This window comes from Oligoflexus sp., assembly GCF_035712445.1.
Taxonomy (GTDB): Bacteria; Bdellovibrionota_B; Oligoflexia; order Oligoflexales; family Oligoflexaceae; genus Oligoflexus.
Window position 1 is genome coordinate 89868 of the sequence record NZ_DASTAT010000100.1, and the last position, 24348, is coordinate 114215.

At 54.0% G+C, this 24348-nt stretch carries 23 protein-coding genes; 5 read left to right on the forward strand and 18 right to left on the reverse strand.

Annotated features, from left to right (window positions below):
• Positions 1-10: 10 nt before the first annotated feature.
• Positions 11-736 carry a response regulator gene (locus tag VFO10_RS22435; RefSeq protein WP_325144223.1) on the forward strand — a complete coding sequence of 242 codons (726 nt, stop codon included), beginning with the start codon at positions 11-13 and terminating at the stop codon, positions 734-736.
• A gap of 3 nt (positions 737-739) precedes the next feature.
• Here VFO10_RS22435 and VFO10_RS22440 read toward each other — a convergent pair whose 3' ends face one another.
• Entirely contained in the window at positions 740-2290 is a 1551-nt protein-coding gene (locus tag VFO10_RS22440) for a hypothetical protein (RefSeq protein WP_325144224.1), read from the reverse strand.
• 302 nt (positions 2291-2592) lie between these two features.
• Entirely contained in the window at positions 2593-3675 is a 1083-nt protein-coding gene (locus tag VFO10_RS22445) for a hypothetical protein (protein WP_325144225.1), read from the reverse strand.
• A gap of 166 nt (positions 3676-3841) precedes the next feature.
• Between VFO10_RS22445 and VFO10_RS22450 the strand changes: the two genes are divergently transcribed.
• Positions 3842-5188, forward strand: a complete 1347-nt coding sequence (locus VFO10_RS22450; RefSeq protein WP_325144226.1) for a hypothetical protein — start codon at positions 3842-3844, stop codon at positions 5186-5188.
• Here VFO10_RS22450 and VFO10_RS22455 read toward each other — a convergent pair.
• Both VFO10_RS22455 and VFO10_RS22460 read right to left on the reverse strand, forming a co-directional pair.
• Positions 5100-5618 (reverse strand): HD domain-containing protein, encoded by a 519-nt coding sequence (locus VFO10_RS22455; protein ID WP_325144245.1) that lies wholly within the window; start codon positions 5616-5618, stop codon positions 5100-5102. The genes VFO10_RS22450 and VFO10_RS22455 overlap by 89 nt on opposite strands.
• 31 nt (positions 5619-5649) lie before the next feature.
• On the reverse strand, positions 5650-6741 hold the full coding sequence (locus tag VFO10_RS22460; RefSeq protein WP_325144227.1) for a hemerythrin domain-containing protein: 1092 nt from the start codon (positions 6739-6741) through the stop codon (positions 5650-5652).
• A 145-nt stretch (positions 6742-6886) separates the two neighbouring features.
• Here VFO10_RS22460 and VFO10_RS22465 point away from each other — a divergent pair, with 145 nt between their 5' ends.
• Complete coding sequence (locus VFO10_RS22465) at positions 6887-7312, forward strand: BLUF domain-containing protein (RefSeq protein ID WP_325144228.1); 426 nt, start codon at positions 6887-6889, stop codon at positions 7310-7312.
• A 3-nt stretch (positions 7313-7315) separates the two neighbouring features.
• Here the strand turns inward: VFO10_RS22465 and VFO10_RS22470 are convergent, their stop codons facing one another.
• Positions 7316-7459: a hypothetical protein gene (locus VFO10_RS22470; protein WP_325144229.1), complete on the reverse strand. Its 144-nt coding sequence runs from the start codon at positions 7457-7459 to the stop codon at positions 7316-7318.
• 293 nt (positions 7460-7752) lie between these two features.
• Here VFO10_RS22470 and VFO10_RS22475 point away from each other — a divergent pair, with 293 nt between their 5' ends.
• Positions 7753-8022 (forward strand): hypothetical protein, encoded by a 270-nt coding sequence (locus tag VFO10_RS22475; RefSeq protein WP_325144230.1) that lies wholly within the window; start codon positions 7753-7755, stop codon positions 8020-8022.
• Between the two features lie 53 nt (positions 8023-8075).
• Here the strand turns inward: VFO10_RS22475 and VFO10_RS22480 are convergent, their stop codons facing one another.
• The 12 genes from VFO10_RS22480 to VFO10_RS22535 form a co-directional block, all read right to left on the reverse strand.
• Positions 8076-9905: a hypothetical protein gene (locus VFO10_RS22480; RefSeq protein ID WP_325144231.1), complete on the reverse strand. Its 1830-nt coding sequence runs from the start codon at positions 9903-9905 to the stop codon at positions 8076-8078.
• A gap of 24 nt (positions 9906-9929) precedes the next feature.
• Positions 9930-10751, reverse strand: coding sequence for a DUF6209 family protein (locus tag VFO10_RS22485; RefSeq protein WP_325144232.1), 822 nt, complete (start codon positions 10749-10751; stop codon positions 9930-9932).
• A gap of 195 nt (positions 10752-10946) precedes the next feature.
• Complete coding sequence (locus tag VFO10_RS22490; RefSeq protein WP_325144233.1) at positions 10947-11315, reverse strand: thioredoxin family protein; 369 nt, start codon at positions 11313-11315, stop codon at positions 10947-10949.
• 184 nt (positions 11316-11499) lie between these two features.
• Positions 11500-11811, reverse strand: a complete 312-nt coding sequence (locus VFO10_RS22495) for a hypothetical protein (protein WP_325144234.1) — start codon at positions 11809-11811, stop codon at positions 11500-11502.
• Between the two features lie 53 nt (positions 11812-11864).
• The gene (locus VFO10_RS22500) at positions 11865-12293 is read right to left on the reverse strand and encodes a TM2 domain-containing protein (protein WP_325144235.1); all 429 of its coding nucleotides are present in this window, start codon (positions 12291-12293) and stop codon (positions 11865-11867) included.
• A 56-nt stretch (positions 12294-12349) separates the two neighbouring features.
• Entirely contained in the window at positions 12350-12652 is a 303-nt protein-coding gene (locus tag VFO10_RS22505; protein ID WP_325144236.1) for a hypothetical protein, read from the reverse strand.
• The gene (locus tag VFO10_RS22510; RefSeq protein WP_325144237.1) at positions 12649-13698 is read right to left on the reverse strand and encodes a hypothetical protein; all 1050 of its coding nucleotides are present in this window, start codon (positions 13696-13698) and stop codon (positions 12649-12651) included. Before VFO10_RS22510 ends, VFO10_RS22505 begins: the two co-directional genes overlap by 4 nt.
• 174 nt (positions 13699-13872) lie before the next feature.
• On the reverse strand, positions 13873-16515 hold the full coding sequence (locus VFO10_RS22515; protein ID WP_325144238.1) for an alpha-amylase family glycosyl hydrolase: 2643 nt from the start codon (positions 16513-16515) through the stop codon (positions 13873-13875).
• 15 nt (positions 16516-16530) lie between these two features.
• Complete coding sequence (locus tag VFO10_RS22520; RefSeq protein ID WP_325144239.1) at positions 16531-17487, reverse strand: hypothetical protein; 957 nt, start codon at positions 17485-17487, stop codon at positions 16531-16533.
• A 205-nt stretch (positions 17488-17692) separates the two neighbouring features.
• A complete protein-coding gene (locus VFO10_RS22525; protein WP_325144240.1) occupies positions 17693-19408 on the reverse strand; it encodes an ATP-binding protein in 1716 nt (571 codons plus the stop codon).
• Positions 19405-22257, reverse strand: a complete 2853-nt coding sequence (locus VFO10_RS22530; protein WP_325144241.1) for a CheR family methyltransferase — start codon at positions 22255-22257, stop codon at positions 19405-19407. Before VFO10_RS22530 ends, VFO10_RS22525 begins: the two co-directional genes overlap by 4 nt.
• A gap of 87 nt (positions 22258-22344) precedes the next feature.
• Positions 22345-23262, reverse strand: coding sequence for a chemotaxis protein CheB (locus VFO10_RS22535; RefSeq protein ID WP_325144242.1), 918 nt, complete (start codon positions 23260-23262; stop codon positions 22345-22347).
• Between the two features lie 126 nt (positions 23263-23388).
• Here VFO10_RS22535 and VFO10_RS22540 point away from each other — a divergent pair, with 126 nt between their 5' ends.
• Positions 23389-23937 carry a hemerythrin domain-containing protein gene (locus VFO10_RS22540; protein ID WP_325144243.1) on the forward strand — a complete coding sequence of 183 codons (549 nt, stop codon included), beginning with the start codon at positions 23389-23391 and terminating at the stop codon, positions 23935-23937.
• A 150-nt stretch (positions 23938-24087) separates the two neighbouring features.
• Here the strand turns inward: VFO10_RS22540 and VFO10_RS22545 are convergent.
• Positions 24088-24348 (reverse strand): hypothetical protein (locus VFO10_RS22545; protein ID WP_325144244.1); only part of this gene is annotated, 261 nt, incomplete at its 5' end.

A 24348-nucleotide genomic window follows, 5' to 3' on the forward strand; every position in this document is an offset into this window, starting at 1 on the left:
AGGAGGAGCAATGTCGCAGTTGAAGGTTTTGGTTATCGACGACGAAATCGAAATTGCGAACGTTCTGCGAGAAGCGCTTGAAGAATTGAAATGGCAGGTCGTCAGCGTTCATGATGGGGAGACAGCCCTAAGAAGGATCAAGGCGGAATCTTTTGATGTGATCATTTCTGATGTCTGCATGCCCGAAGTGAACGGGGTTCAGCTTTTGCGAACTCTCAGTGAAAGCAAATTGGAAGCCATAATGGTGCTCATGAGTGGCTTTGCCAGCATCCCGCTTTGGGAGGCCTATGATTTAGGGGCGCAGGCATTCTTTGGCAAGCCGTTTCCATGCAGCGATCTCATTGAGGCAGTCCATAGGCTGCGTACTCCTCTATCGGAGCGTTGGAGCAAACCTTTGGCTGATGATTTGAATCTATCCGGCCATATTCAAGTCGACGAGCGTTCCCCATTAGGGAAATTCAGTCTTGGTCGTGGAGGAATCTTCATTGCCTGTACTGCGCATGATTTTGCCAGGGGCAAGTTGGTAAGTTTCAGCGTAAAAGCTCAGAACTTGTCCTTGGAAGGGATCGGCAAGATCCTATGGACGCGTGGTGCGAACCATGCCAGGCTCTTGCCAGGGGTTGGATTGGAATTTCTGTACCTTGAGCCGCCTTGCCGTGACATCATCATCAAGGCGATTAAAAGCAGCAAGGAAAAGGCCTATATCCCCAGGGGAAACATCAGCGAGAGCGCCTAAGCCTTATTCTGCCATCCTTTTCAAGTTGCTCTTGAGCTGTTCCTTTTGATTTGTTGTCAAAGTCCGATAGGGCGGCATCTGTCCCGCCCCGGTTTTCCCTATCCGCTCCAGGATTTTGTTCAGGCCTGCATTATCATCCGCCTTTAAATAATCCCGAAAAGCCCCGGTCCGATCAAACGGGATCTCCGGAATTCCACGTTTGCTGGCTTCCAGACTATGACAACCCATGCACTCCCCAAACACTGTCGGCGCGGGCTGGAATTTTGTGAGAGACGGCGTTGTGGTCTTCACATTCTGGAGCTGCAGCAGGCTCTCATCCTGGAGTTTTCGGCAGTCGAAAACCGCCCAGGTATATCCGTACCCTCCGCCATTCGACAAGGCTGGCTTAAGCTTCTGAAAAAGATCCTGAGCGATCAGAGTAAAGTCGGTTCCCAGATCAAAATCAAGATTGCTCGGCACCGACAGCATATAGGGATTCAACCCCTGACTCATCGCAAAATCCCGGGTATTCACGCCCGCCAGTTCCAAAACAAACAAGAACTGCGCTGTTGTTAAAGTTTCACCCGCCAGCCGCTCATGATCTATAGGAAACAGGGTCTTTCCCTTGGGAAAAAGTTTCTGATACCGTGCCGCCTGGTAAGCGATGAACCGCTTCCTCTCCTCCTTCACTTTCTGATGCCAGGCGGGAAAGCCGGTCTCAATCACAGCCTTCCAAGCAGGAGGAAAAAACGTCGCCAGTTGCCGCGCCGCGTCCTTGTCATTCTCATAAGCCGCACACTGATTCAAAACCGCAAGCAGAGCCGGCACCATCGGCCGAAATGAAGCCTCCGTCTGCCAGCGCTGAAGGCTCGCAAAAATCTGCAGCTGCGTAACGTACTGTGTAAACGCTTCGATCCCATCCATCCCGGTATTGTTATTCGCAGGCGGCATGGGAAAATTCAACCTGGCATAAATGCCTTTTTTCGCTGGATTCAGGCGCACCGCATCATAGGCCTTCTTCTCGGCATCGGTCTTAAACCGCGCAATCGCACTTCCATAAGCATTCGGCCAGAAGTCATAAGGATCCCAAAGAGGTTTTCCATTGACCCCATGGCAGCTCTGACAATTCCCTGGGTCCTTTTGAAAGCTCGCTTCAGCCGGAGTAAACTTCAATTCCGCAAACTCAAATGCCTTCCCATTAAACGCAATCACCTCAACCGTCCGCTCGTCCCTTCCCGGATCTTCAGCAAACGCGAGCATCAGCCCGTCACCAAACAGAATCACCCGCGGGTGCTCACGATCCGCATACTGAAGACTCCCGCTGTCATGAATAAACACCGGACTTTCAAATAAAGACGGCCGCCGCGCTGCGAGAAAATCCAAAAACTCTTCATAAGACCGCAGTTCCGCCACGCGTGCCTGCAGCTCCTGCAAACTCAGGCGATCCGCAGGCAGAAAGGCACTCATATCCAAGCGATAATCCGCACCCAGACGCGGACCAAAAGCCGTAAAATCCTGAGGCTTCGCCTCCAGAAGCGTGGATAGAGCCAAAAGGGTAAGAATAAGATAACGCATGAAAGCCTCGTCGCCAGGGATTGTTATCCCTTCACTAGGCCTCGCTGGGGCTGCTGTCAATAAAAAGTGAGTGTGCGCCGAAACTTCCAGGTCACATCGTAAGGAAAGAGCAGGCCCCGCAAATCTTGCCCAGCGGAGCCCACTGTAAAGAATCTAAACTTTCCATGGAACGCCATCAAGCGCCCGCCCGGAATCCTTCCAAGCTTCAAAATAAGCAAGGGCCGCCGCTGTTTGCAACAGGGTTCATATCCCGTGCAACCGAGAAAGCAGGCGATTTCACTGAGCGGTTGAATGCGGTTGAACTAAGCCTGCTCCAGTATTCGATACCGATAAAGCGTCAGCAGAACCTCGTCAGCAAGGTCGGCCTGCAGTTCCTTCTGGATCTTCTTGCGCGTTTCGGCTGTGCTTTGCCTTCCATCGAAGGCCACCAGCAGGGGATACACCATCCCCGGCAGGGCCAGCGCATCGTATTCACTGTAGGCGGACAAGGCGACCTCGCCTGTGTCCAGCCAGCGAACGGTGACCTGCGGATTCAGTATCAAACGATCCGGCAGTTCCTCACTCCGGGAACTCTCCAGTTTTCGCAAAACATCGCGACGCTTGATCTGCCCATCCAAACCCAGGATCTTCTGAATTTCATCCGCTGTCAGACTGGAAACGATCGCATAGCAATCCCGATAGAATTCCTCTTCACGACCTGCATACTGCCGCCAAAGCCTTTCATAGAACGCGGGCGACGGCGGCTCTTCATCCAGATGCTCCTGGGTCAGGTCCTCCTGATTATAGAAGGTGACCAGCCCATCATCGAGGATATAAGCCTCATCCAGTTGCAGCATCGCATATTTGGACAGCTGTTTTTCCACAAGGTTCATATAGCCCTTGAGCGATACCCAAAAATTAAGCCCATCCTTGCCCGCCTCGTATTTGCAGTACCAGGTCGAGCACACGGCTTCGCGATAGGCCCATATCGTGCACGATCCTTCCTCGGCCGCATAATAGGGGCAGCGGAGACGCGCAGACTTTCCAAACGAAGCCTTCGCATGACTATAGATGTGCTGATCAAGCTGCGACGAGGAAACCCACCAGGGCGTTACACCAATGCGGGACGCGAGACGCTCACGCATGCGCCGCTGCCCTTCGCGCAAAGCAGGGCGTTCATCCTGCAATAAGCCGCCGACCAGATAATTCACCAGCCGCGGATGATAGGTGCAGCATTTGGTATCACTGCGGAACAGATGCTTCTGCGCGCTGCCAAGGGCCGGATCTCTGAGCGTCATACTGCAGTTGGCGCAATGGGCTTTGGATTCACGCGGAACAGTCTGGACCATGATATCGGGGAGCATGGTCTGATAGAAGGCCGGAAACTGATCATAGAGAAAAGGCATGGCATCACTCCCTTTTTCCGGGCGACCTTAACACAGCACCCGATCTTTGCCTGAACTTTTTTTCGATTAGGCAATCTCACCAGTGCAGGAGCGATCGTTCATTCCATTGAAGACCCAGGCGTGTTATGGTGGGAAACCGCTAGACATCCAAGCGGAGCTGCGAACCATGGACAAGCCCTTCGAACTTCTTCAACTCACTGGCCGTCATCTGCGGCCCGGACAAACTCAATTCCCTGACCGAACACCGGCTGATCCCGTGGTCTTTGTCGAAGGCGCGACAGGCGCCGCCATGATTTATGGAACCCAGGTGGAGGGTTCGGGCCTCACATTTCTTCGCTATCCCGATTTGAAGACTCTCCTGGCAGCTGGATCCTTTGCAAGAATGACCCGCGAGGTTTACCTGACCAACGGTCAAAGACTGGAGGGAAGGGAAGCGATCTGGGATGCTCTGCGCCTCAGCTATCATCATCTCAAAGCCTGTTTTCCACAGCTCGATACCTTCTATCACGAGCAGAAGATTAAGGCGGCCAGCGATATATACTACGGCGGGGTCGCCCTGAACCCGGACGGCACCCTTGGCGATTTCCCTGCTGATAACTGGCGCCGCCGCATTCATGCGATGGTGGAACGCGAGGACGGACGGCTCGAAATCATCGCCGAGCCTGTCTTCAACCCGATCCCTGCCAACGCCAAAACCAGCGATTATATAGGCTTTGGACTGTTGCCATCCCTTCCTGGAAATTATCTGGGTCACGCCTATGGGCCCAACTTCAAAATCGAGGGCGGTGAACTCTGGATGATCCATGAAGAGGTCTCACGGCGGGCTCTTATTCAGGGTAAACACGTCGAGATCACAGAAATCTTCGCGCGCCGCATGCTGACGCCACTTCATGCAGAAGCCGGAAGTGTTCGCCTCGTCTCCGTGGAAAGCCCTGATGGAACAATGTCACCTGACGCCTGCCGCGGACCGCTTTTGAACTACACCCAACTCCTCGAAGGCTTCCGCCCCACCCAGGTGGACGCGGGCGGAATTCATCTTGATGAAGCCCCCGGGCGGGAATTTTTTTTCCTGACAGGAAGCAGCGGAAACTTCGCGGGTGATGACTATGATGTGATCATGGCGGTTCGGGAAGGATCCGCGATTGGACCTTACCGCCTGATCACAGACTCGGATACAGGACGCTGGAAGCGCTATCTCAGAGACATTAAAAAAGCCCACGGATTGTCCTGGGCCGGTCGCGGCAGCTTCGTGCAGGATAACGACGGCGGCTGGCATCTTCTCTTCCATGCCGTGGACAAATCCATAAAACCGGAGGGCTCCTATACCGGAGCCATTCCTCCCAATACTGCGGACTACCATCGCAACCTTTATCTTCTGCCTTTGGAATTTTTTATGAACGAGACCGGCGAGCCCGATGTCTGCATCAGGAATCCTCGCATAACGCTAGCGCCTCACGCAGCGTCTCGTGCGCCCTTTGGTAAAGGACAGGATCACCGTCCTTCAAAACTTTAAGAAGCGCCTCGGCCTCGCGAATATAAACCCGGCCGAAGCCTCTATCATGCTGCGCAATGTCCCTTGCGTTATGAATGATATCCGCGAGCTTCACCGTCATGGCTTCCGGCCTCGCCCGGGCCAGATGCTCGCGATCCAAAGCTTTCCTCTGGGCCCGATTCCCATCCGAGGGTCGGGAAATATCGGTGAGGTTTTCCACGAGTTCGGCGACATCAGGACCGAAGGCGGCTTCCACCTCGTCCAGAGTCACATCGGTGTCCTCGACCACATCATGAAGATAAGCCGCGGCTATGGTGCGCTCGTCCTGGGTGACGCTCGCAACGATGGCCGCGACAGCGATGAGATGAACTTCATAGGGTTCGCCCGAGTATTTACGCCGATGATCCTTTTGCCGATGAGCCTTCTGCGCAAACTCCCGGGCCCTGGTCACAAGATCCAAACGTTCTGATCCTTTCCCGTCTTCACATCATGGCGGGCGGTGGAACCTCAGGCCCCCTGGGAGCCATACCCGACACAATATGCGGACTCAATGCCCTTTGAATATGGGCTTTTCGTGTGATGAAATCCTGAGCCATGCGAACCAGTTCGTCTTCGCTCACTTTCGAACGAATCACCTTGAAGATCTCATCCTCTTCCTTGTCCACATGCTCCTGCACGATGGACTGAAGATCCTTCATGCGATCCGTAAACATCTGGCTGCCCGCATCGATATTGCTTAGGATATCCATGACGCTGCGCATTTCATCATGCTCGCTCCAGGATTCATCAAACAGCTCCTTCACCTCGGTGAACTGCTGGCAGCGGCGGTAGACGACCTGCTCTTCAGCCTCGGAATGCGCGAGGAGGTCCAGGCGCAGCTGATAGAAAAGATCGTTCTTGTCCAAAGGCACAGCCGCTTTTTCAATCTCGTTGAAAAGAGTCCTGACCTTCAGATGATCCATTTTCAGGATATTCAGAACGCTCATTTCATCCCCAGGCTTGCCGACCGTATTGATCACCGCGCCGGCGACGCTCACGACCGCATCGCGCACCGTGCCGGCCACGCCGCTCGGCGGCAGTTCCCCGGTCATGAGCATGACATTGGCCTTTTCCACAAGGCCTTGGACCTGGCTCACCTGTTTCATCATGGAGCTTTCCACACCCGCGAAAAGCCCCATAGCCTCTTTTACATCAAGTTTGGAAACCTGCGCAATCTTATGCGCAAGGGTGCAGCACATCGCCTGATTTTGCTTCACAAGGGCATAGGCCCCCAGCTTTTCCACGACCTGGGCGCCAGAGTCCGCCATGCGCTGGGATACAAGGTCCGTGAACCCTTTGGTGAACACTTTGGGTTCGACGCGGACGCCGAAGCTGGTCATCACGGTTTCAAGCATGCGGAGATTTCTCTCGTCCTCGTCTGCGATTTTTTTCATGATCTCCTCACCCTCTTTGATATTGGGAAGGAGACCGCGCAGCATGCTATTCCATTGCACAACCGCTCGTTGGCGCCATTCGATGTCGGCCAGCTCGCTGGCCAGGGCCAGTCGTTTGTTCTGTTCTGATAGTGACTTCATAAGAGATCCTCCATGTTGGGAACATGTCGGCTTTACTATAGGCGGGTCCCAAGGGTGCGTGCACCAGTCGAATTCTGATTTCGGCGAAAACAGCCATTTTATGTTAGAATTATTCTCCAGCAACTATCACAGAAGGAGCCCCGCTTTGGATCCAGCATTTCTGCAGCTTGCATACATCAGCCGTGCCACGGAACCCTTCGAAGAGGACGAGCTTTTTCAACTGATCGACCACTCGCAAAAAAGCAACAAGGCCCGGGGACTGTCGGGCATGCTCGTCTATAATTCAGGCTATTTTCTGCAGCTTTTGGAAGGTCCCGCCCCGACGGTGGAGGCATTGATGGAAAAGATCGGCCGCGATCCCCGGCATGTGGAGATCAAGCGGGTCTTTGAAAAGCGTGGGGCTCAGCCGATCTTCGGCAGCTGGTATATGGCTTACAAAAATCTTTCCACCTTCAAGCCAGCCCTGCGCCAACGCGTGGAGGCCCTGATCGTGCAGCTGGCCGGCAAACCGAAGGTGGAGTCGCCCGAAGAGTTCATGAAAGTCCTGCAGATGATGCGGCAGGAATTTTAATTCCTATTCCGCAGGACTGTAATCGTTTTCGTGCGCCTTGCGCGATAGAGTCAGGTCCTGAAAGGCCGGTGCTTCACCAATGGCGCCAGCCCTCCACACCGTTCCATCCTGCGGAAGGATCCGGATGGCAAACTCCAGATGACTCATGATAGAGCTGCCGCGTGCTGCCACCTCCACCGCCTGGATCTCCGCCTTCCCAAGCCCTGGTCCCAAAGCTCGAATACCTGGCTTGCAACCGACCCTGGCCAGGAGTCGTGATGCCTGATCACGTTGCGCTTCATACGGTGCATAGGTGATAGCGGCGTCCAGCAGCGCCTGAGAAAAATACCCTGGGCAGCTTGGGTTATAGGTGCGACCGACAGCGGTCAGCTGCCTGGCAGAATTATTGCACCAGGGTTAGCGCGTTGTGTTTGACTGCTTTCACGGAAAGAGAGGAAATAATGACACTTTCAGCTAAAAACATCCTGGGTCAGGAACACGATCATAGCGAAGGCCCTATTGCAAAAACGATTGAAGAGCAAACCGCCCGTTTGCCTTCGGACCTTTTCCTTTGGGCCGCTGTGGGTTCGATCGCAGCGTCGGCCATCTTCCAGCTCCGCGGCCGCAAACAGACCAGTAATTTCATTGGCCAGTGGGCTCCCACGCTCCTTATTCTTGGCCTTTATAATAAGCTGGTGAAAGTTGCAGGCTCGGATCAGTATTCGCAATGAAGCATTCGGTCCGCAAGGGATAGGGCGTTGGATCGCGCCAACGCCCGCAGCCTTTAAAGGCTCAATTCAAAGCGGCTGACGCGGTGATAGCCGAAATCCGCCACATAGAGAGTATTGCCCTGAATCGCCACGCTCATCGCGGTGGAGCTGATGGCTCCTTCCACCTGCTGTGACGACTCATCAGCATACCGGGGTGTGATGCCGGTCCACTTGGTCAGATAGCGGCCTGTCTTGCGATCCAGCACGACGAACTGATAGTTCTGCAGAATCACGATGTAATCCTCACTGACCGCAAAATCCTGCGCATAACCGAATTCATCTTTGGCAGTTTGCTGAATGAAGTTCAGCTTTCTGAGGCTGTGACCTTCCAGATCGAGCACTTCGAAATACTGATTGCTGCTCTCAAAGCCCTGATTATCATAAGCCAGCACCCAGATCTCTTGGCCGCTGACCCTAAAGCCTTTGACGGTGTAAGGCAGGGTGAATTTTCTTTGATACTGACCATTGTGATCAAAGACGGCAATCGAGTTTTCATAATAGGAAAGGACATAGAGCGAAGTGCTGCTGGCCTCAAGCTGCACAGGAAGTTCGATCATGTCGGCCGGGATGCGCTGCGACTGGACCAGTTCGCCTGCAGCATTATAAAGATCAAGCGTTGGATTTTCGAGACCCGACAGGGTTGCCGTGTTGCCGCTACCATACGGGGCGATATCCTGCAGGGGACGGCTGATGGCCTGCCTGTCGAGCTTCTGCTCCGCGCTGCTATATTTGAAGAGGGCGGCTTCCTGATAGTCAGCAATGAAAAGTACGTCGTTTTGAATATTCAACTGGCGCGGCCAGCGGAATTCCTGCGTTCCAAACGAACCGAGGGCTTTCACCTGATAGGACACTTCGAAGGGATAGACCTGCTCGGTGCGGAAGCCTTTAACGTCTTCGGCCTCGATTTTCAGCTGCACGGAAGTTTCCGGGTACAGTAGCGCGGTATCTATGAAGACGGACAGTCCCTGGGTGGTCACGGGCTTGCCATTGATTGTGGCAGTGAACTTTTTCCATTCGTGAATATTCGAATCGGCGAAGGCGATGATTTCATAACCGGCCAGGCGTGGGCTATTACCGTTCTGACGATAGGGGCGGGGACCGATCTGGTAGGTATAAAGACGACCATCATTATCATCGACCAGAGTTTTGCCCGCGACCACATATTCAAGTTTGAAGCGCAGTTCAGTCGAGCGGGGCGGTGTCAGAGGAATGCGGAAGGTCCAGTCGTTGCCGCTGACATAACGGGCCGCGACGCGTTCCACAGTTCCCTGGTCCCTTTGAAATTGAACGATGATTTGCTTTTCGGGCGCAATGTTTTTGACCTTCAGGCCGCCTTCAAACCAAAAGCCGCTGGCATCCTCTTTGGTTCCGGTGCGGGTCAGGAAAATGTCGCGGTTCGCGAAGTTGCCGATCAGATGATTGTTCTGCACGTCCCAGATGGTCTGACCGTTGACCTTGATATAGGCGGCATATTCAACCGTATTCACATGCTGGGCAGGAAGATTCACATCCACGCCCCATTTTTCACGACCCGCATCCAGGCTGCCTTCATAGACGGCCTTTGCGGTTTGACTCGTCTTCCAATCATCGACGGTCCAGACGACACCGGCTTCGGTGAATGAGCCTGAGCCCTTGCTGACAGCAAGGTCAATCCAGAAAGAATAAGAAGGCGGCTGAAAACGGCTGGACGGCGGTACGCGCATCCAAAGGCCATCACCCAGACGGCTGACGCTCGCGCTGCTGCGGGGCGCTTCCTGAAGGGTGGAGGCCGAATCCTGCTGACGGCCGCAGGCGCTGATCAACGACTGGCTGAGTATAAGAGAGAAGAGAATTTTCTTAAGCATGAGTCTTTCCTCGCTGAATAGAAATCAATTCAGGGTGAAATGAAAGTTTTTGCCGAAGTCGGAATCGTAAGCCATGCAGGAGCGTCCTGCGTAATACTCATAGCCGCTGTTTTCAAACCAAAGGGTCAGTTCCTTGCCTTCAGGCAAAGTTACGAGGACATCCTGCTGTCCGCGGCGGCTCCAGTAGATGGGGTAGGTGATGGTCTGAGCGGGCACAGGCTTGCCATCCACAAAAAGTTTCGGCGTCACATCCCACGAAGCGGAACCATGGTAACCGCCGGTGCGGCAGGTGGTGGCGCGGTCGAGGTCATAGTGCAGACGAACGGGTTGTCCGGCTTTCAGATTACCATTCTGCAGGACATTCCAGCGGCCGGTGAAGGTCAGGTTGGGAATATCGTCAAGGCGATGGATCGTATAGGAATAATTTTGATTCTGATTGGAATCCCACTGCACGCAGCCATTCACATCCGAAGCCTTGAACCACACTTCCAGACGCTTGCCATCGGGAATCAGGACATTGGCAGGAGCAGTATAAGGAAACTGCGTGCCGCGGCCTTCGATCAGATCAAGGGCCAAGGGAGCTTCGCCGTCGATGGCAAGGAAAGCCTGGACAGTCCAGTCTTCCACGCCGCTGCTGTTTTTTCCGCGGCATTGAGAAAGTCGGATGGGATCGTATTCGATCGTCAGGTTTTGTCCCGACAGCACAACGCCTTCCGTCACAGCACTGCCGTTCGCTGCAAAACGCAGAGTGGTGGGCGCGATGCGATCGGCTTCCGTAGCGTGAGCCAGAGATCCGACAGCCAGGCAGGTCAGAAGCAAAACGGGCGAGAGCTTGTGTGTTGTCATGCGAGTCTTCCTCAAAGGGCTAGTGGATTATTGCGAAGTCCACTTGGCTATACCGGGAGCCCCAGGGAAGGTCAATGTTGTTTTATTACATATTTTGCGGTATTTGTGACTATTATGACGTGGTTTATGTAGTTTTTCTACAAACAGGAACGAAAGCCGGGCTCCTGCTGAGTTCGGCAAAGTTCGGAGAGTGGATCAACGCTTCACAACGCTGTCATCAAAGTGTTGGTACGCTTTGACGAAGCGTTTTTTATCCCAGCCTTTCAGCACAAGATCGGGTCCGCCCGGTTTGGCGAAGCGGAAGACTGGAAGCGAACTGTAACCCATGCGTCTCATCAGCCGCAGGTCATCGGCTTTGACAATGACCACCCGATCGCCCCGCAGCCGCGCCTCGCGCTCCACCACAGGTTTGGCCTCGCGACAGGGTTCGCATTCATCCGTCGAAAACATATAGATGGTCGGCTCCTTCGCTTGCGTCGCGGGTCGGTACTCATGGATCGTCATGGTTTCGGTTGGGGTGGAGGCGCACCCGATCAGGCAGGACAGCAGAAGCAGATGTTTCATGGGGCTTCTCCGGTACAGTTATAAAGTTTATAACCGCGGGGGCAGCTGTGTCTTAATGTGGCAGCCGGCCCTTTGATATAGGAGAAGTCGATGCAAGGCGTTTGCCATTTGCGACAAAACGCATTTCCTGGTTTGCGCGGCGGCCCGGACATAGGGCCCGGACACCCACGAAACCTTGAGACTGTCATTTTTTGACGAGAAGGTTCAATTTTGGATCGAATTTGCCATTCACACCAAGTCGCAATCCACCGCGAGGACCGCGAACAACTTCCAGCTTGCAGCCGGGCTCATTGAAAGCCCGTAGAAGATCAGCCACGGCCTTGCAGGATGTATCCGCACGGACCTTGAAGGTCACGAGCCCCTGGGCTGTTTGAATATGCACGGTATCCACGCTGGTCCCGGCCGATACCGAATCGTCCACCCATTCGTCCCTGTTTTCCCGACCTTTAATCAAAGTCTCCAGCTGGGAAACCCAGCCTTCCTTGAGTTTTGCCAAAGCCAACCTCGTCCATGGTATGATGAAACATTTCAGTTCCATCATACATGAAATCAAGGATATTGGGGATGTCGCGTCGGGAGATAACGTTGCCGATTGATCTCGTCAATTTGCCCATTCAGCGTGAAAAAATCATAAAGCACGCCGACCAAAAACAGGCCGCCCGAAATCAGATAGAGAAAACCCGAGATCCATTTGCCCATGACAAAACGATGAACGCCGAAGACGCCGAGGAAGGTCAAGAGCAGCCACATGATATTGTAATCCAGCGGACCTTCCTGATACTTCCGATCCGCCTGTCGATCCATCGAGGGGATCAGAAAGACGTCAATGAGCCAGCCGACCCCCAGGAGCCCCAGCGTAAAAAACCAGATCGTGCCCGTGATTTGTTTGCCGTAGTAAAAGCGATGGGCGCCGGTGAAGCCGAAAATCCAAAGCAAATAACCGAAGAGTATGCTGTGTGTGTTGTTCTGGACCCGCATGATGAAACTCCTGAGTGGGAGGGCTGGGGATCTGCTCCCCAGCGCGCGGGTGGGATTCAGGTTGTGGCCCCACCCCAAAGATCGAGTGCGCTTTTATCCGAACGCTCATGAACAAAAGGTTTTTTCTTGATCAGCGTCGGTTTTTCCATATCGTCCGGCCTCAGCGTATCAAACTGATGCGGGAACTCCCGTTCTATCATGACAAGGCCTTTGATGGCCAGAGCCTTGAGCAAATCAGGCCCAGCCACGTAGAGCACATCCGCGATCTGAATGTGCCGTCTTTCTTCAATCGCCTGGGCTATCCTGGACTCCAGAGGATTTTCGGTCGACAGGGATATGCTGATGGTCTTTTTGCTCAATGCATGGTTCCTTTCGCCAGAGAAGTGCACACCGTATTGGAGTTGCCAAAGTCTGCGATCAGATAGGTTCCGGGATCAGCCGCCAATTCGATGATCTTGCGGTAACCCAGAGCGGCTGATTTCATCGCCAGTTCCCGCGGCACATAGACGAAAGATACGTTATGGTGGTCCGCAAACTTTTTGGCGATATCCTGAATCGGCGAGTAAATCGAACCGCCACCCGTGACAGCAATGCGGAGGTCATCCGTTTCGAGTGAATCGAGCAGCGAGCGAACGTGTGGCTTTAAAGTTTCATTCGCGTACTGTTCCAGCACCTGATCGGCAATATCCTTCAGCTCGGAACTGGGAATAATTCCCTTGTTGCTGTTCAGATTCGGAACCTTGGCCTCATGATAGGAACGATAGAGCCACTCATCGTAAATCTGATCATTGCCCGCCGCCGAATCCGGTTCCCGTATGGCGTAATCGTTGAGCAGACGCCGTCTGAATTCCTTGACCGCATGCCGGATGCCGGTCTTCATCGAGTGAATCGAGTTCTTGATCGGCTGCCCGTCTTCCCGCAGAAGAACGGATTCCACCGTGCCGTAGCCGATGGATATGGTGAGCAGCTTGCCAGGAATCGACAGTTCATGCTTGATACCCACCGCATGTCCGATGGACTCACGGAAGGACACGACGCGTTTGATCGAGATGCTTTTGCGACCGGCGGGTTCTTCCCAGGACAGCTGGCGACCGTTATAGGTCGCGGCGAGTTTCATGTTCTGTTCAAACGTGAGATCGGGAAAACCACAGGCCAGATTGATGGAACCTGTGACTCCGGCGTGCATGGCCGAGGACACGACCAGGAGTTCAAACTCCCGCTCCTCGACGGAAAGATTCAGCGCCTTAGACGAACGGAGCTGCTGCGTGCGCACCAGATTGCCCACCGCTACATATTCATTCTCATAAATGAATTGACAGGAATCCCCGTCAGATTCGAGAAAGCTTTTATCAGAGAGACGTGCAATTAACGAGGGAAAGCTGACAACGTTTACAAAACTTTCCATGCTGGACCCTTCTGTGTGCATTTTACGACCAAATTCATCCGGCTTCGATAGATGAAGTCTAAGCAGAGTGCAATCACATTCATGGAAAATTTTTTGAAGGAAATTCGTGACACGAAAAATTATGCAGAAGCGGGACGCGGGGCGCCCCTTGCCGGAGAGGCAAGGGGACCTTGATTATTTCGCAGCCGCTGTGACTGTCAATTTCGGAAAGGTGGTGGTGGGCTGGCAAAGTTTGATCGTGACGTTCTGATCTTCACTCAGTTCGAGCACGAGGTTTCCAGGTGTTTCGTTCAGCTCACCGAATTTGTTGAGCGTGCGTGTTTCCTGGTTCCATACCAGAGCGTTGCCATCACGGCTGCCGATATCGAGTTTTTTCCAGCCCGCGTCGGCAAACTTGAAGATTTTTTGACCTGCGCGCATCGCGACGGTGGCACCCAGGCAGGAATCATCCAAAGGCTCCAGTTCGTAGGCGGCATCCACCGACCAGGAGTTGAAGCTGCCCATCAGGTAAACCGGGTATTCCGGCAATTCAGCCTGGGCTGTTTTTCCGGTTTCGCGGGTGAAACTGATATCAGCCAAAACTTCCTTGTCTTCGCACGCGGCGGGCAGAATAAAGGCAGCCGAGCGGCCCGGCAGGGTCGGTTCGGTCGATGAACGGGGACGCAGCACGGACTGATCCGCCTTCACTTCGAAGCGGCGGCCGCTCATCAGTTCCACATAGCAGCCGGCTTTCAGGCTGGGGAATTTCAGGTTCTTAAGAGCCAGAGCCTCTTCGCCGGAATAAAGAATCGCCAGAGCCTGATCACCGCGATCGACGAAGAGAAGATCATTCCGCTCGCAGTTGTCACAGAAATCCTTGCCCTGGAAGCGATCGGAATAAGGCAGACGACCGGCTTCCTGACGGAAACGGTTGGCGGCCAGTACGACTTTTTCCTTATAATCCGCACCTGCGTTCACTTTTACATTCTCATCCGAACCGTAGACCAGAACACGGCCATCGGTCGCGGTCAGCATATAGGCATGACCCAGCATCGCCTGCTGATAGTTCTTGATGATGAACATATCGCCGACCACAGAGTCGTGAATACGAGAGAAGCGAATCGCCTGCTTCAGGTTCTTATGGAAGCGTTCAGCGCTGAAGTCATTCAGCGTGAAGGAGGATTCCGCCTTGCTTGCGCCTTCCGGATAAAGAGCCACCTGCCAGTTTTTGTTGTTACCGGCTTTCAGGGATTTTTCCAGAGCGCTGCGGCGGAGCTTTTGCAGGTTTTCCTCACCGCGACCATAAAGATCGAAGCTTTCATCAAAGACTGTCGTATACATGTAGGTGTCGAGCAGGAAGAAGTCCGTCACATCCATGTTCTGACGGTAGAGGTTGGCAATATCCGCTTTGCTGGTAGCCATTTCACCGTAAACATAGAGCGGCTTTTGCAGAACATTCACGCCATCGACAACAAGGTCTTCACCCTGCAGGCGATCTTTCAGCTGTGTGACGAGACCCGAGAAATACTCCTGGGGAATGTGCTTCACAGCATCCAGACGGAAACCATCGATGCCGAGGCGCACCATTTTTTCCAGAAGGTCCACATGGGTTCCCTGCACCACGCTGCTGCGTTTATCGAGCGAGGGAAGGCCGGGGTACCACTTCACGGCGACTTTTTCGAGGCTGTCCCATTCATTTTGATAGATGGGATGCTTGTCGGCCGTCAGCTCATAGTAGTAGGAACGTACGATGAGCGCGCCCTTGCCAAAGAGCGAGGTGAAGGTGCTTTTGAAGCTGCTGTTGCTTGCGCAGTCCACCGCCTGGCCGAACTGGGTACAGCTGGGGTAGTCCCCTTTCCAGCTGATGGTCACGCCCTGATCGCGGGTCAGGCGTTCCAGGTCGGAATACATCCACGGCATCACCTTACGGACGAAAGCCGTTTCATAAACCATGCGACTGTCCTGATCTCTCAGAACGTCCTGGCTGCTCTGTCCCCGTTCCTTCAAAAAGGCTGTGAACTTTTTATAAAGCGCGCGATCCGGTGAATAGAAATATTCGATCTCATTCACATCGCCGGCCAGGACTTCGAACTTATAACGCACATGGTCCAGGAAGATGTCATAGTTCAAAAAGTCTTCGGGCTGGTAAAGGTTGCTATAGCGCAAAGGATCCTGAGGCGCGACGCGCAGAGGATCGGCCATGTGGTTCAGGACCACGTCGGCAATCACGCGCAGCCCGCGGTCATGAGCGCCTTTCACGAGCTTCCGCAGTTCCTCTTCGGTACCCAGTTTGTTTTCGAAGACGCGGTGATCGAGCGGCTGATAGAGTTCCCACCAGATGCCGTACTGATTCAGAGTTTTTTGGGGGGGCGAGATCTGAATGATGGAATATCCAGCATCCTTCAGTTCGTCCAGCTGCTCATAAATATAGTTATAGGACATATTGAAGGCCTGAAGTATGGTTTCTTCATCCTTGGATTCAGACGCCGTTTTCTGCTTCTGAATAAAATCAAGTCCCGACCAATCGATGGCGCGGTCAGCACCATAGAGCGTCTTCACTTCATTGACGCCTGGGGCCACGACCTGACCGGATCCATTGATATCATCTTTTTTGCCGATGCTGGTCTTGATGCCTTTGCTGTCCGGCACGGTTTCACCGAGCGCAAACGACGTTTCCTGCGGCGGTTTAGGGCTGCAGTCAGGGTCTGTCTCGGCATCGCAGACAGGAGGCAGCGGCGCATCTTTGGACGTGCGCTCGCCTTTTTTGTGAATCCAGGAGCAGCCCCCGGCGATGTTGCCGATGAGCAGGGCATGAACGAGGAGTTGCGAGTATTTCATGGATGAATCCTTCTATTAAAGCGCAAGTTGCGTTTGGAGTTGAAGGGACCAATCCTTCTGATCCACATAGGTCCCGTCCTTCTCGCCCACGGCCGTATCCACAGCCAGGGCCGCGCCCAGGTTCAGGCTCTCGCTCAGCTGATAGCGTCCACCGACTTCCAGACTGCCGTGCGCCGCCGTCTCGGCATTCAGTGTGCTGGCCTTATGAAAGGCCGCTGTTTGATAGCCGATGGCGCTGTCGAGGGTGAACGCGGATCCGATGGGAACTTCGGAGAAGAGTTCAAGGCTATAAGCATCATGAAGATCCGTATCGACCGCATGGAAATTCAGAACGGCCACTTCAAATCCGACCAGCGCCGGCAGAAGATTGCGCGTGCTGCCGAAGACGGAGTAACGATCCGCTTTCTGAATGTCGACGCCATTGATGGCCTTTTTATAGCCATCCGCGATCGAAAGACCCAGCTCGGTGCCGGCTTCCGGATGAAAGGCGACGCTGGCAACGCCCTGACGCACATGACGGGAGCTGCGATCGACGTCACCGTCGAACGACTCGTCTTCCTGGTTGATGATGGTCAAATTTTGTTGATAAGCGAAGGTCACGAGGGGCGAAAGCTGAAAGCTGACCCAGGGATTCAGGCCATAGAGACGAACATCGCTCCGCTTTTGAATAGGCGCGCTGACGTTTACATTGGTGCTTTCCAGATTCAAACCGAGCGACCACGCACCCATGGTCAGGAGCTTGCTTGCGACCCGCAGATCATAACGCTCTTCGTCCGCTTCACGACGGTCCGCCGTATTATCTTCTGTCAGATAAAGGTGATGAATGCTGAGAGAGGCCGCAAGGGACTGAGGACGAATGGAATCATACGAAGCCGCATGGCGTTGCGCGGGTTGAAAGAAGCCGGAATTCCGGGTCTCCTCCGCCTGTGCCACACCTGTCAAGGCCAGTAAGGCGCACAAAGAGCGTTTCATGTCATCTCCAAGAGAGGTTAGTCGACGTCCCGGAGTAGACAGAAAGTGTGAATATTTATTGCCAGTCTTGTCGTAAAATTACATCAGATTGGAAAATTTGTTTTCCATGATGGTTAGAAATTCTAACGCTTAAGGTTAATTTCAGCAGGAAAGGTTAATAATTTTCGATGAAGTGTCCTTGTAATAAAACGACAAAGACGATGCGTCAATGAAGCTCCTGCACCCGGCTCTTCCTGAGGTCCCGTTCCTGGTGCGCCCATTTTTTCACGGTGTCGACCAGCGGTTTAAAGCCGATGGGTTTGGTGAGAAAGCCGTCAAATTCTGAGGAGTGAAGCACCCGATGCCGCTCCTCATGAAAGGCATGGGCCGTGAGTGCGAGAATGGGTTTGGCGAAGTGCAGTCTGCGCAGCTCCAGAGTTGCCTTATACCCATCAAGAAGAGGCAGCTGCAGATCCATAAGGATAAGGTCGATGGATTTTTCCAGAGCCAGGGATATCGCGTGAACCCCATCATTGGCACAGAACACAGTGCCACCCGCAAGCTCAAGCATGCTGCGGACCATAAGCTGAACATCAGGGCTGTCTTCGACCAAAAGCACGCTGACGCCCTGCAGCTCGCTGTGTTCAAGCCGGGGAGACTTGGGCTGCGTCGCGAGGACGAGTCCATCGCCGACAGCGCGCATATTGATGCAGACGCGAAAGGTACTGCCGCTTCCGACTTCGCTTTCCAAAAGACTCACATCTCCACCCAGAGCCTGGGCCAGACGCCGCGAAAGATAGAGCCCAAGACCTATGCCTCCAAACTTCCGCGCATCGGACGCATCCGCCTGGGAAAAGGGCTTGAAGAGGGAAAAATAAGACGAAGCGGGAATGCCGCAGCCGGAATCCTGAACATCGAACTGCAAAAGCCAGGGCGTCTCGGCATCCGGGCCGGGCACTGCGGAAGCCTCGATCGTGATGCCGCCGCGTTCGGTAAATTTGATGGCGTTGCTTAGGATATTCAAAAGGATCTGCCGCAGGCGCGTGGTGTCGGTGAGGATGGTCGGGGGAATATTTTTCTTCCAGATCAGATTGAGCGAAAGGCCCTTGGCCTCGGCCTTGGGCTGCATGCTGTCGACCAGCTGCCTCACTTCGATTTCCGGCTGACTGGGAGCCAGGGCGATCACCATCTGTCCGGCTTCCACCCGTGAAATATCGAGGATATCGTCGATCAGCTGCAGAAGATGCTCGCCGTTGCGTTTGATCGCCCGCAGTGGATGACTCAGGGAAGGATCCCTTTCCTTTTCAGCGAGGGCCAGCTCGCTATAGCCAAGGATCACGGCCAGAGGCGTCCGCATCTCATGGCTCATGTTCGCCAGGAATTGGCTTTTGGCGAGGCTCGCCTGCTCGGCCTTTTCCTTGGCGTGAATCAACTCGCCTTCAATGCGCGTTTGGCTGGTGATGTCGCTCAGAATGCTGCGAACCAGCACCTCGCCCGTTTCATCCTCGTGCCAGGCCACGCTCTCGATCTGCCCATAAAAAGGCTCGCTGCTCTGGGTCATCAGGCGCAGTTTGCAGGTCTGCTTTTCACTTTTGCCAATCACATCCTGAAGATGCCTTTGGAAGATTTCCCGATAGCCATCATAAATGAAGTCGTAGAAGACCGAGCCGATCAGCTGAATGCGATCCTTTTGCAGGCTCGCGGCTCCCTTCAGATTGATCTCGCGGATCACAGCGTCGCGGGTCATGGTCAGGTACCCCACCGGCGCGAAGTCGTAAAGGTCGCCGTAGCGCTTCGCCGCCTGTTTGAGTCGATATTCTGCGTGCCGCAGCTCTTCGTTCTGCAGCTCAAGTTCGATCCTCTGCGTTTGCAGCTCATGGATCAAACGCTTCATATCCATCATGCCGACCAGCTTGCTGTGGTGAGCTTCTTTACGATTCATGCATGTGACTCAACTTTGTGAACGATCAAAAGATAGTGGGGCATCGCCTGCAAAAAATTGACTTCCGAGATGCTTACATCGGCAGTGATCGCATGCTCCAGGCGCCCTTGCAAGCGGATTTTTCCGGTCCAGCTGCGATTCTCATGCTGTGGGATTCCGTGAATGACCAGTTCGTTGAGAGTCGAGGTATGAACGTCAGCTGGCCTCATGTTCAGATGCGTGCAGAATTCCAGATTGGCGAATACCACTTTTTTGTTTCGATCGTAAACAAGAAGCCCGCTGGGGATTTTCTCGCAGATGGCGCGGTACATGGCGGCCCGGGTCTCCAGTCTATTCTGCTCTGTGATATCGGAAAAGCCGATCACAACGCCGTCGATGACATTTTCGGCTGTTTTATAGGGTGTAATACGCATGAATAAAGTGCGATTGTCCTTCAGCTCCACAATGCGTTCAATCGGAGCCAGAATATGCAGGACTTCCTCGGCATCCTGCAGCACTCTGTCGTACTTCATCTGCGTGGCGAAATCACCCAAAGAGCGGCCAATGTCCGAAGGGATCAGATTGAATATCCTGGTGGCCGAACGCGAATAGCGGGTGATCAAAAGGTAGCGGTTCAGAAAGATCGTCGCGATGCTGGAACTCGACAGAAAATTATCCAGGTCATTGTTCGCGGTCGAAAGCTCCTCGATCTTGATCTGCAGCTCGGTGTTTAGGGTCACCAGCTCCTCGTTGACCGCCTGCAGTTCCTCCTTGGCCGTTTCCAGCTCTTCATTGGAACTTTGCAGCTCTTCGTTCGAACTCTGGAGTTCCTCGTTCATCGACTTCAGTTCTTCATTCGAAGTTTCCAGCTGCTCGACCAGCGCCTGCATATGTTCACGGGTGAAAAGAAGCTCGCGTTCCAGATTCTGGGTGTGCTCGTCGATGCGCCTCTGATCGAGCTGGATCACATTCTCGGCCGTCAGGGGTTCGACATGCGTCGCCTCGAAGCTGACCATGATGAGTCTTTGCTGAAAGGAACTTTCGGTGACCGGACGGGCCACGATATCCACGCTCAGGAGATCGTGCGGGCGCTTGACCTTCACATCCTTGAAACGCACCGGTTCCTGATGGCTGACGACTCTTTGAAAGCAGCGGCTGAGTTCCAGTTTGATTTCGTCGCGGGCCATGGTGAAGATGTTCATATGCGCTTCGCCCTGGGCCGTTTCCAAAAAATCCGACATGCGGCCGTGGACGAAAAGTATGTCGCCCGCGCTATCACAGATGAGACTCGGCGGGACATAGGACGTCATCAGAAAACCCTGGCTCAGGTCCCGGATCGAGGGCCGCCTTTGCAGGCTCAGGTCCGCCCGCGCGCGTTCGGTTGGCAAAGGTCGCGACATGGATCGCGCTTCGATATCAGCAGCCCGCGAGGTCGAGCCGGTGCTCTTCCTTTCAAAGAACTTCCACTTTTTATCCAGCGGCGTGAAAAGGCCGCTCGCGTCGCCGGTGGTTTCCGAACTGCCGAGGAAGAGGAAACCGGAAGGATTCAACGCATAATGAAAGATGCGCAGGAGCTTTTGCTGCAGGACGGGTTCCAGATAGATCATGAGATTGCGGCAGCTGATAAAATCCACCTTGGAAAAGGGCGGATCGCGCACGACATTGTGCACGGCAAAGATGATCCGTTCCTTGATCTCGGGTTTGACCTTGTATTCATGCACGCCTTCATAAAAAAAGTTCTTCAGGCGCTCGGCGGAAACTTCGCTGGCTATGCTCTTCGGATAGCGCCCTTCCCGGGCTATGTCTATGGCGTCCTTATCAATGTCGGAGGCGAAGATCCGCAGATCCACCGGGTTTTCGAGACCTTCGCAGGCCTCCATGAGGCAGATCGCGATCGAATACACCTCCTCGCCTGTCGAGCAGCCGGGAACCCAGATCCGAAGGCTGCCTTCCTGGGCCGCATTCTGGATCAGTGGGGCGATGACAAGGTCTTTCAAAACGTCAAAGGCATCGTGATCGCGAAAAAAGCTCGTGACACCGATCAGTATCTCCTTGAGCAGCCTTTCCCGCTCCAGGCTCTCCGTTTCCAGCAGTCGAATATAGTTCGATAGGGAATCGACCTTTTGGGCGATCATGCGCCTTTCAATGCGACGCCGCAGAGTATTTTTTTTATAGAGCGTGAAGTCATGACCGCTGTGCGCCCGCAGAAGGCTCACGATCTTTTGCAGTTCGACGCTGGTGGAATGCGAGATGACCACCGGCTCCGCTTCCGGCACGAGCCTCCCCTGATTGTTGATCCAGTGGAGGATATGCTGGGGAATTTCGAGAGGACGCGAGACGAGGTCGGCGATCTTCACATTGAAGGGGTCGCCGCCAGTTTCAAGGTCCTCCGGCTCGGCTTCCTGTACGATCACAAGGCCGCCTTCCTCCTTGATCCTTTTCATCCCCTGCAAGGCTTCCTGACCCGTGCCGGCCAGAATCACCGCGATGCTGCGTTCTTTTTGATCTGCAGCCAGAGACTGCAGAAAAGCATCGGCTGACATCGGGCGCTCGGCATTCCGTGTCAAAGTATTTCCCTGGAGGAGCACCTCATGATCGGGCGGTATGATATAAACATGATCCGCCACGACCGGCAGCTCCTTGTCCACGGGCAGCATGGACATGCTCGTGTGGAATTGCATAAGCCTTTCGCGAGGGGGAACGCTCGATGCGTCACAGGATAGAAGCAGGAAGACGACCAATCCGCGGCCGCTCGGCATGTGACTCAGGATGTGCTCCAGCACGACAAGGCTGGATGCGGTCGAACTGAGACAGATGTAGGATTGCGGCTTGGGGGTCAAATGCGGGCCTTGCGGATCTTGAGATTCCATCCTGTCCTCATGCGTCGAACTGTTAGGATGCAGCACCTGGGAAAGGCTCCATTGTAAGCATCGCTTACGAAGAGAGGTACTGCTTTTTCAATCCAGATCGCCAACCTTGCGTTGCACAGGTGGACAGCGATCCAGAATCTGTCGAATGAGTTGGATATGCACTTCCGTGCTGTCGATCTGCTTTTGATATTTGTGGGCGGCCAGAGTCTGATTCAACTCCTCGGCCCTCTGCATGAGGCGGCGGGTGAGCGCAATTTTTTCATCCAAAGCGCGAACGGCACTCCAAAGAGCGGTATGCAAAGCCTTATCCTGTCCCTCAGGAATAATGTAGGGCGAAAAGGCATAAGATTCGTGCTGCGGCATGTCGCAAAACGAAAAAGTTTCAGGCCTCGTTATGACCTCGCGACTCGGCTTAAGATCCGTCGTCATAGCTGGGGCTGGATCCTTGCTCAGAGTCAGAAGAGCAGCCGCGATGTCCTTGTGAGAGAGCAGAAAGTCGGGATGCACCTGCTGCAAAGCATGCCGCGGCATGTCATGAAAGGGCGTATCGGCGGGGTCCTGGATGATGACGCGACCACCTTCTTTTCGGATCGCGAGGAGTCCATCAGTGCCGTCATCCAGATATCCCGACAGCAGAACGCCGATCACCGCGGGTCCGAAGGCTGCGGCGGCTGAGCGAAAGAGGGGATCTATGGCTGGCCGGCAGCGATTCACATGTAGCCCGCGATGCAAAAGGATGCGGTTTTTATGGATGACCATGTGGTGATCGGGTGGCGCGACATAGATGTGCCGCGGCATCAGGAATTCCTGAGTCTGGGGATGTTTGGCTGGAATGCCGCTTGTGGACTCCAGGAGCATAGGCAATACGCTACGCGCGTCGGGATGAAAATGAATGACGACACAGATGGGCACAGGAAAATGCGCGGGTAATCCGCGCATGATCTCCATCACAGACGGGATGGCTCCCGCTGATCCGCCAATCACGATAAGTCTGGGTCGTGTCATGTCTTTACCCTTGCCTCGTGTCGTGAGGCGCTCCTTTCGTTTTTGGTATGCATGGATCATTCCTGTTCCATGGCACAGCGATTGCTTTGTCTCAGCCGGCACATCTGCAAAATCAGGAGGACGATCATGCCACGTTCGAAGAAAAATCAGGAAACCGAAGTCAGTATCGACGCGATTGAACTTCTTCAGGATCAGCATCGTGAAGTCGAAGAGCTCTTTGAAGAGCTGGAAAATACCTCGTCGCGCGCCATGAAAACCCGGCTTCAGCTGGTGCAGAAATTGGCAGTCGCCATCGAGGCCCATGCTCAGATCGAAGAAAAAATATTCTATCCAGCCGGCCGCGAAGTGGATGAGGGCATGACGCTGGAAGCTTACGAAGAGCACAGCGTGGTCCGCCACCTTATCGAAAAGCTGAAGCAAACAGAGGCGGATGATGAAGTCTTCATGGCCCGCGTCACGGTTCTGAAGGAAATGATCGAGCATCACGTCGAGGAGGAGGAAGGCGAATACTTCCCTAAACTTGCTAAAAAATTCGGCAATAAAAAATTATCGGCGCTCGGCATGGAACTTCAGGAAGCCTATGATGAGGCCACCGAGCAGCTGCAGCAGGATATGCAGGGTCGAGCACCTGCAGCGTCGCGGAAAAAGTCTGCTCCAGCTGATATGCATGCCTGAGCCTGTAAAAAGCTGACAGACATCCGCGATCTCAGGCGCGGGTGTCTGCCCCCTGTATCTTTTTTCGTGCATCCAAAAAAAAGAAGCGCCCGGATCGGAATAAGACCCTGGCGCCTGGGATATTGGGGTATAAAGGAGGATCGAGTCTCCTTATTGGGCGAGACGCTCGGAGGTCGACAGCACTGAGCCCTTGCCGATGAATCCGCGAGCTTCTGCGCTGCCGGTCTGTGAAGTGGTCGAGCTGAAAATTTTGGCCTGAACTTCGATCGTATGAACACCAGAAGTCAAGTTATCCGTCAGGAAGTTGAAGGATGCCGCGTTCATGGTGCTCAGGAGGAGCGAGAGCTCTTCATCAAGAAATTCACATTCGCTGGCCAGGATGGTGCCGTCGCCATTCGCATCGGTACAGCT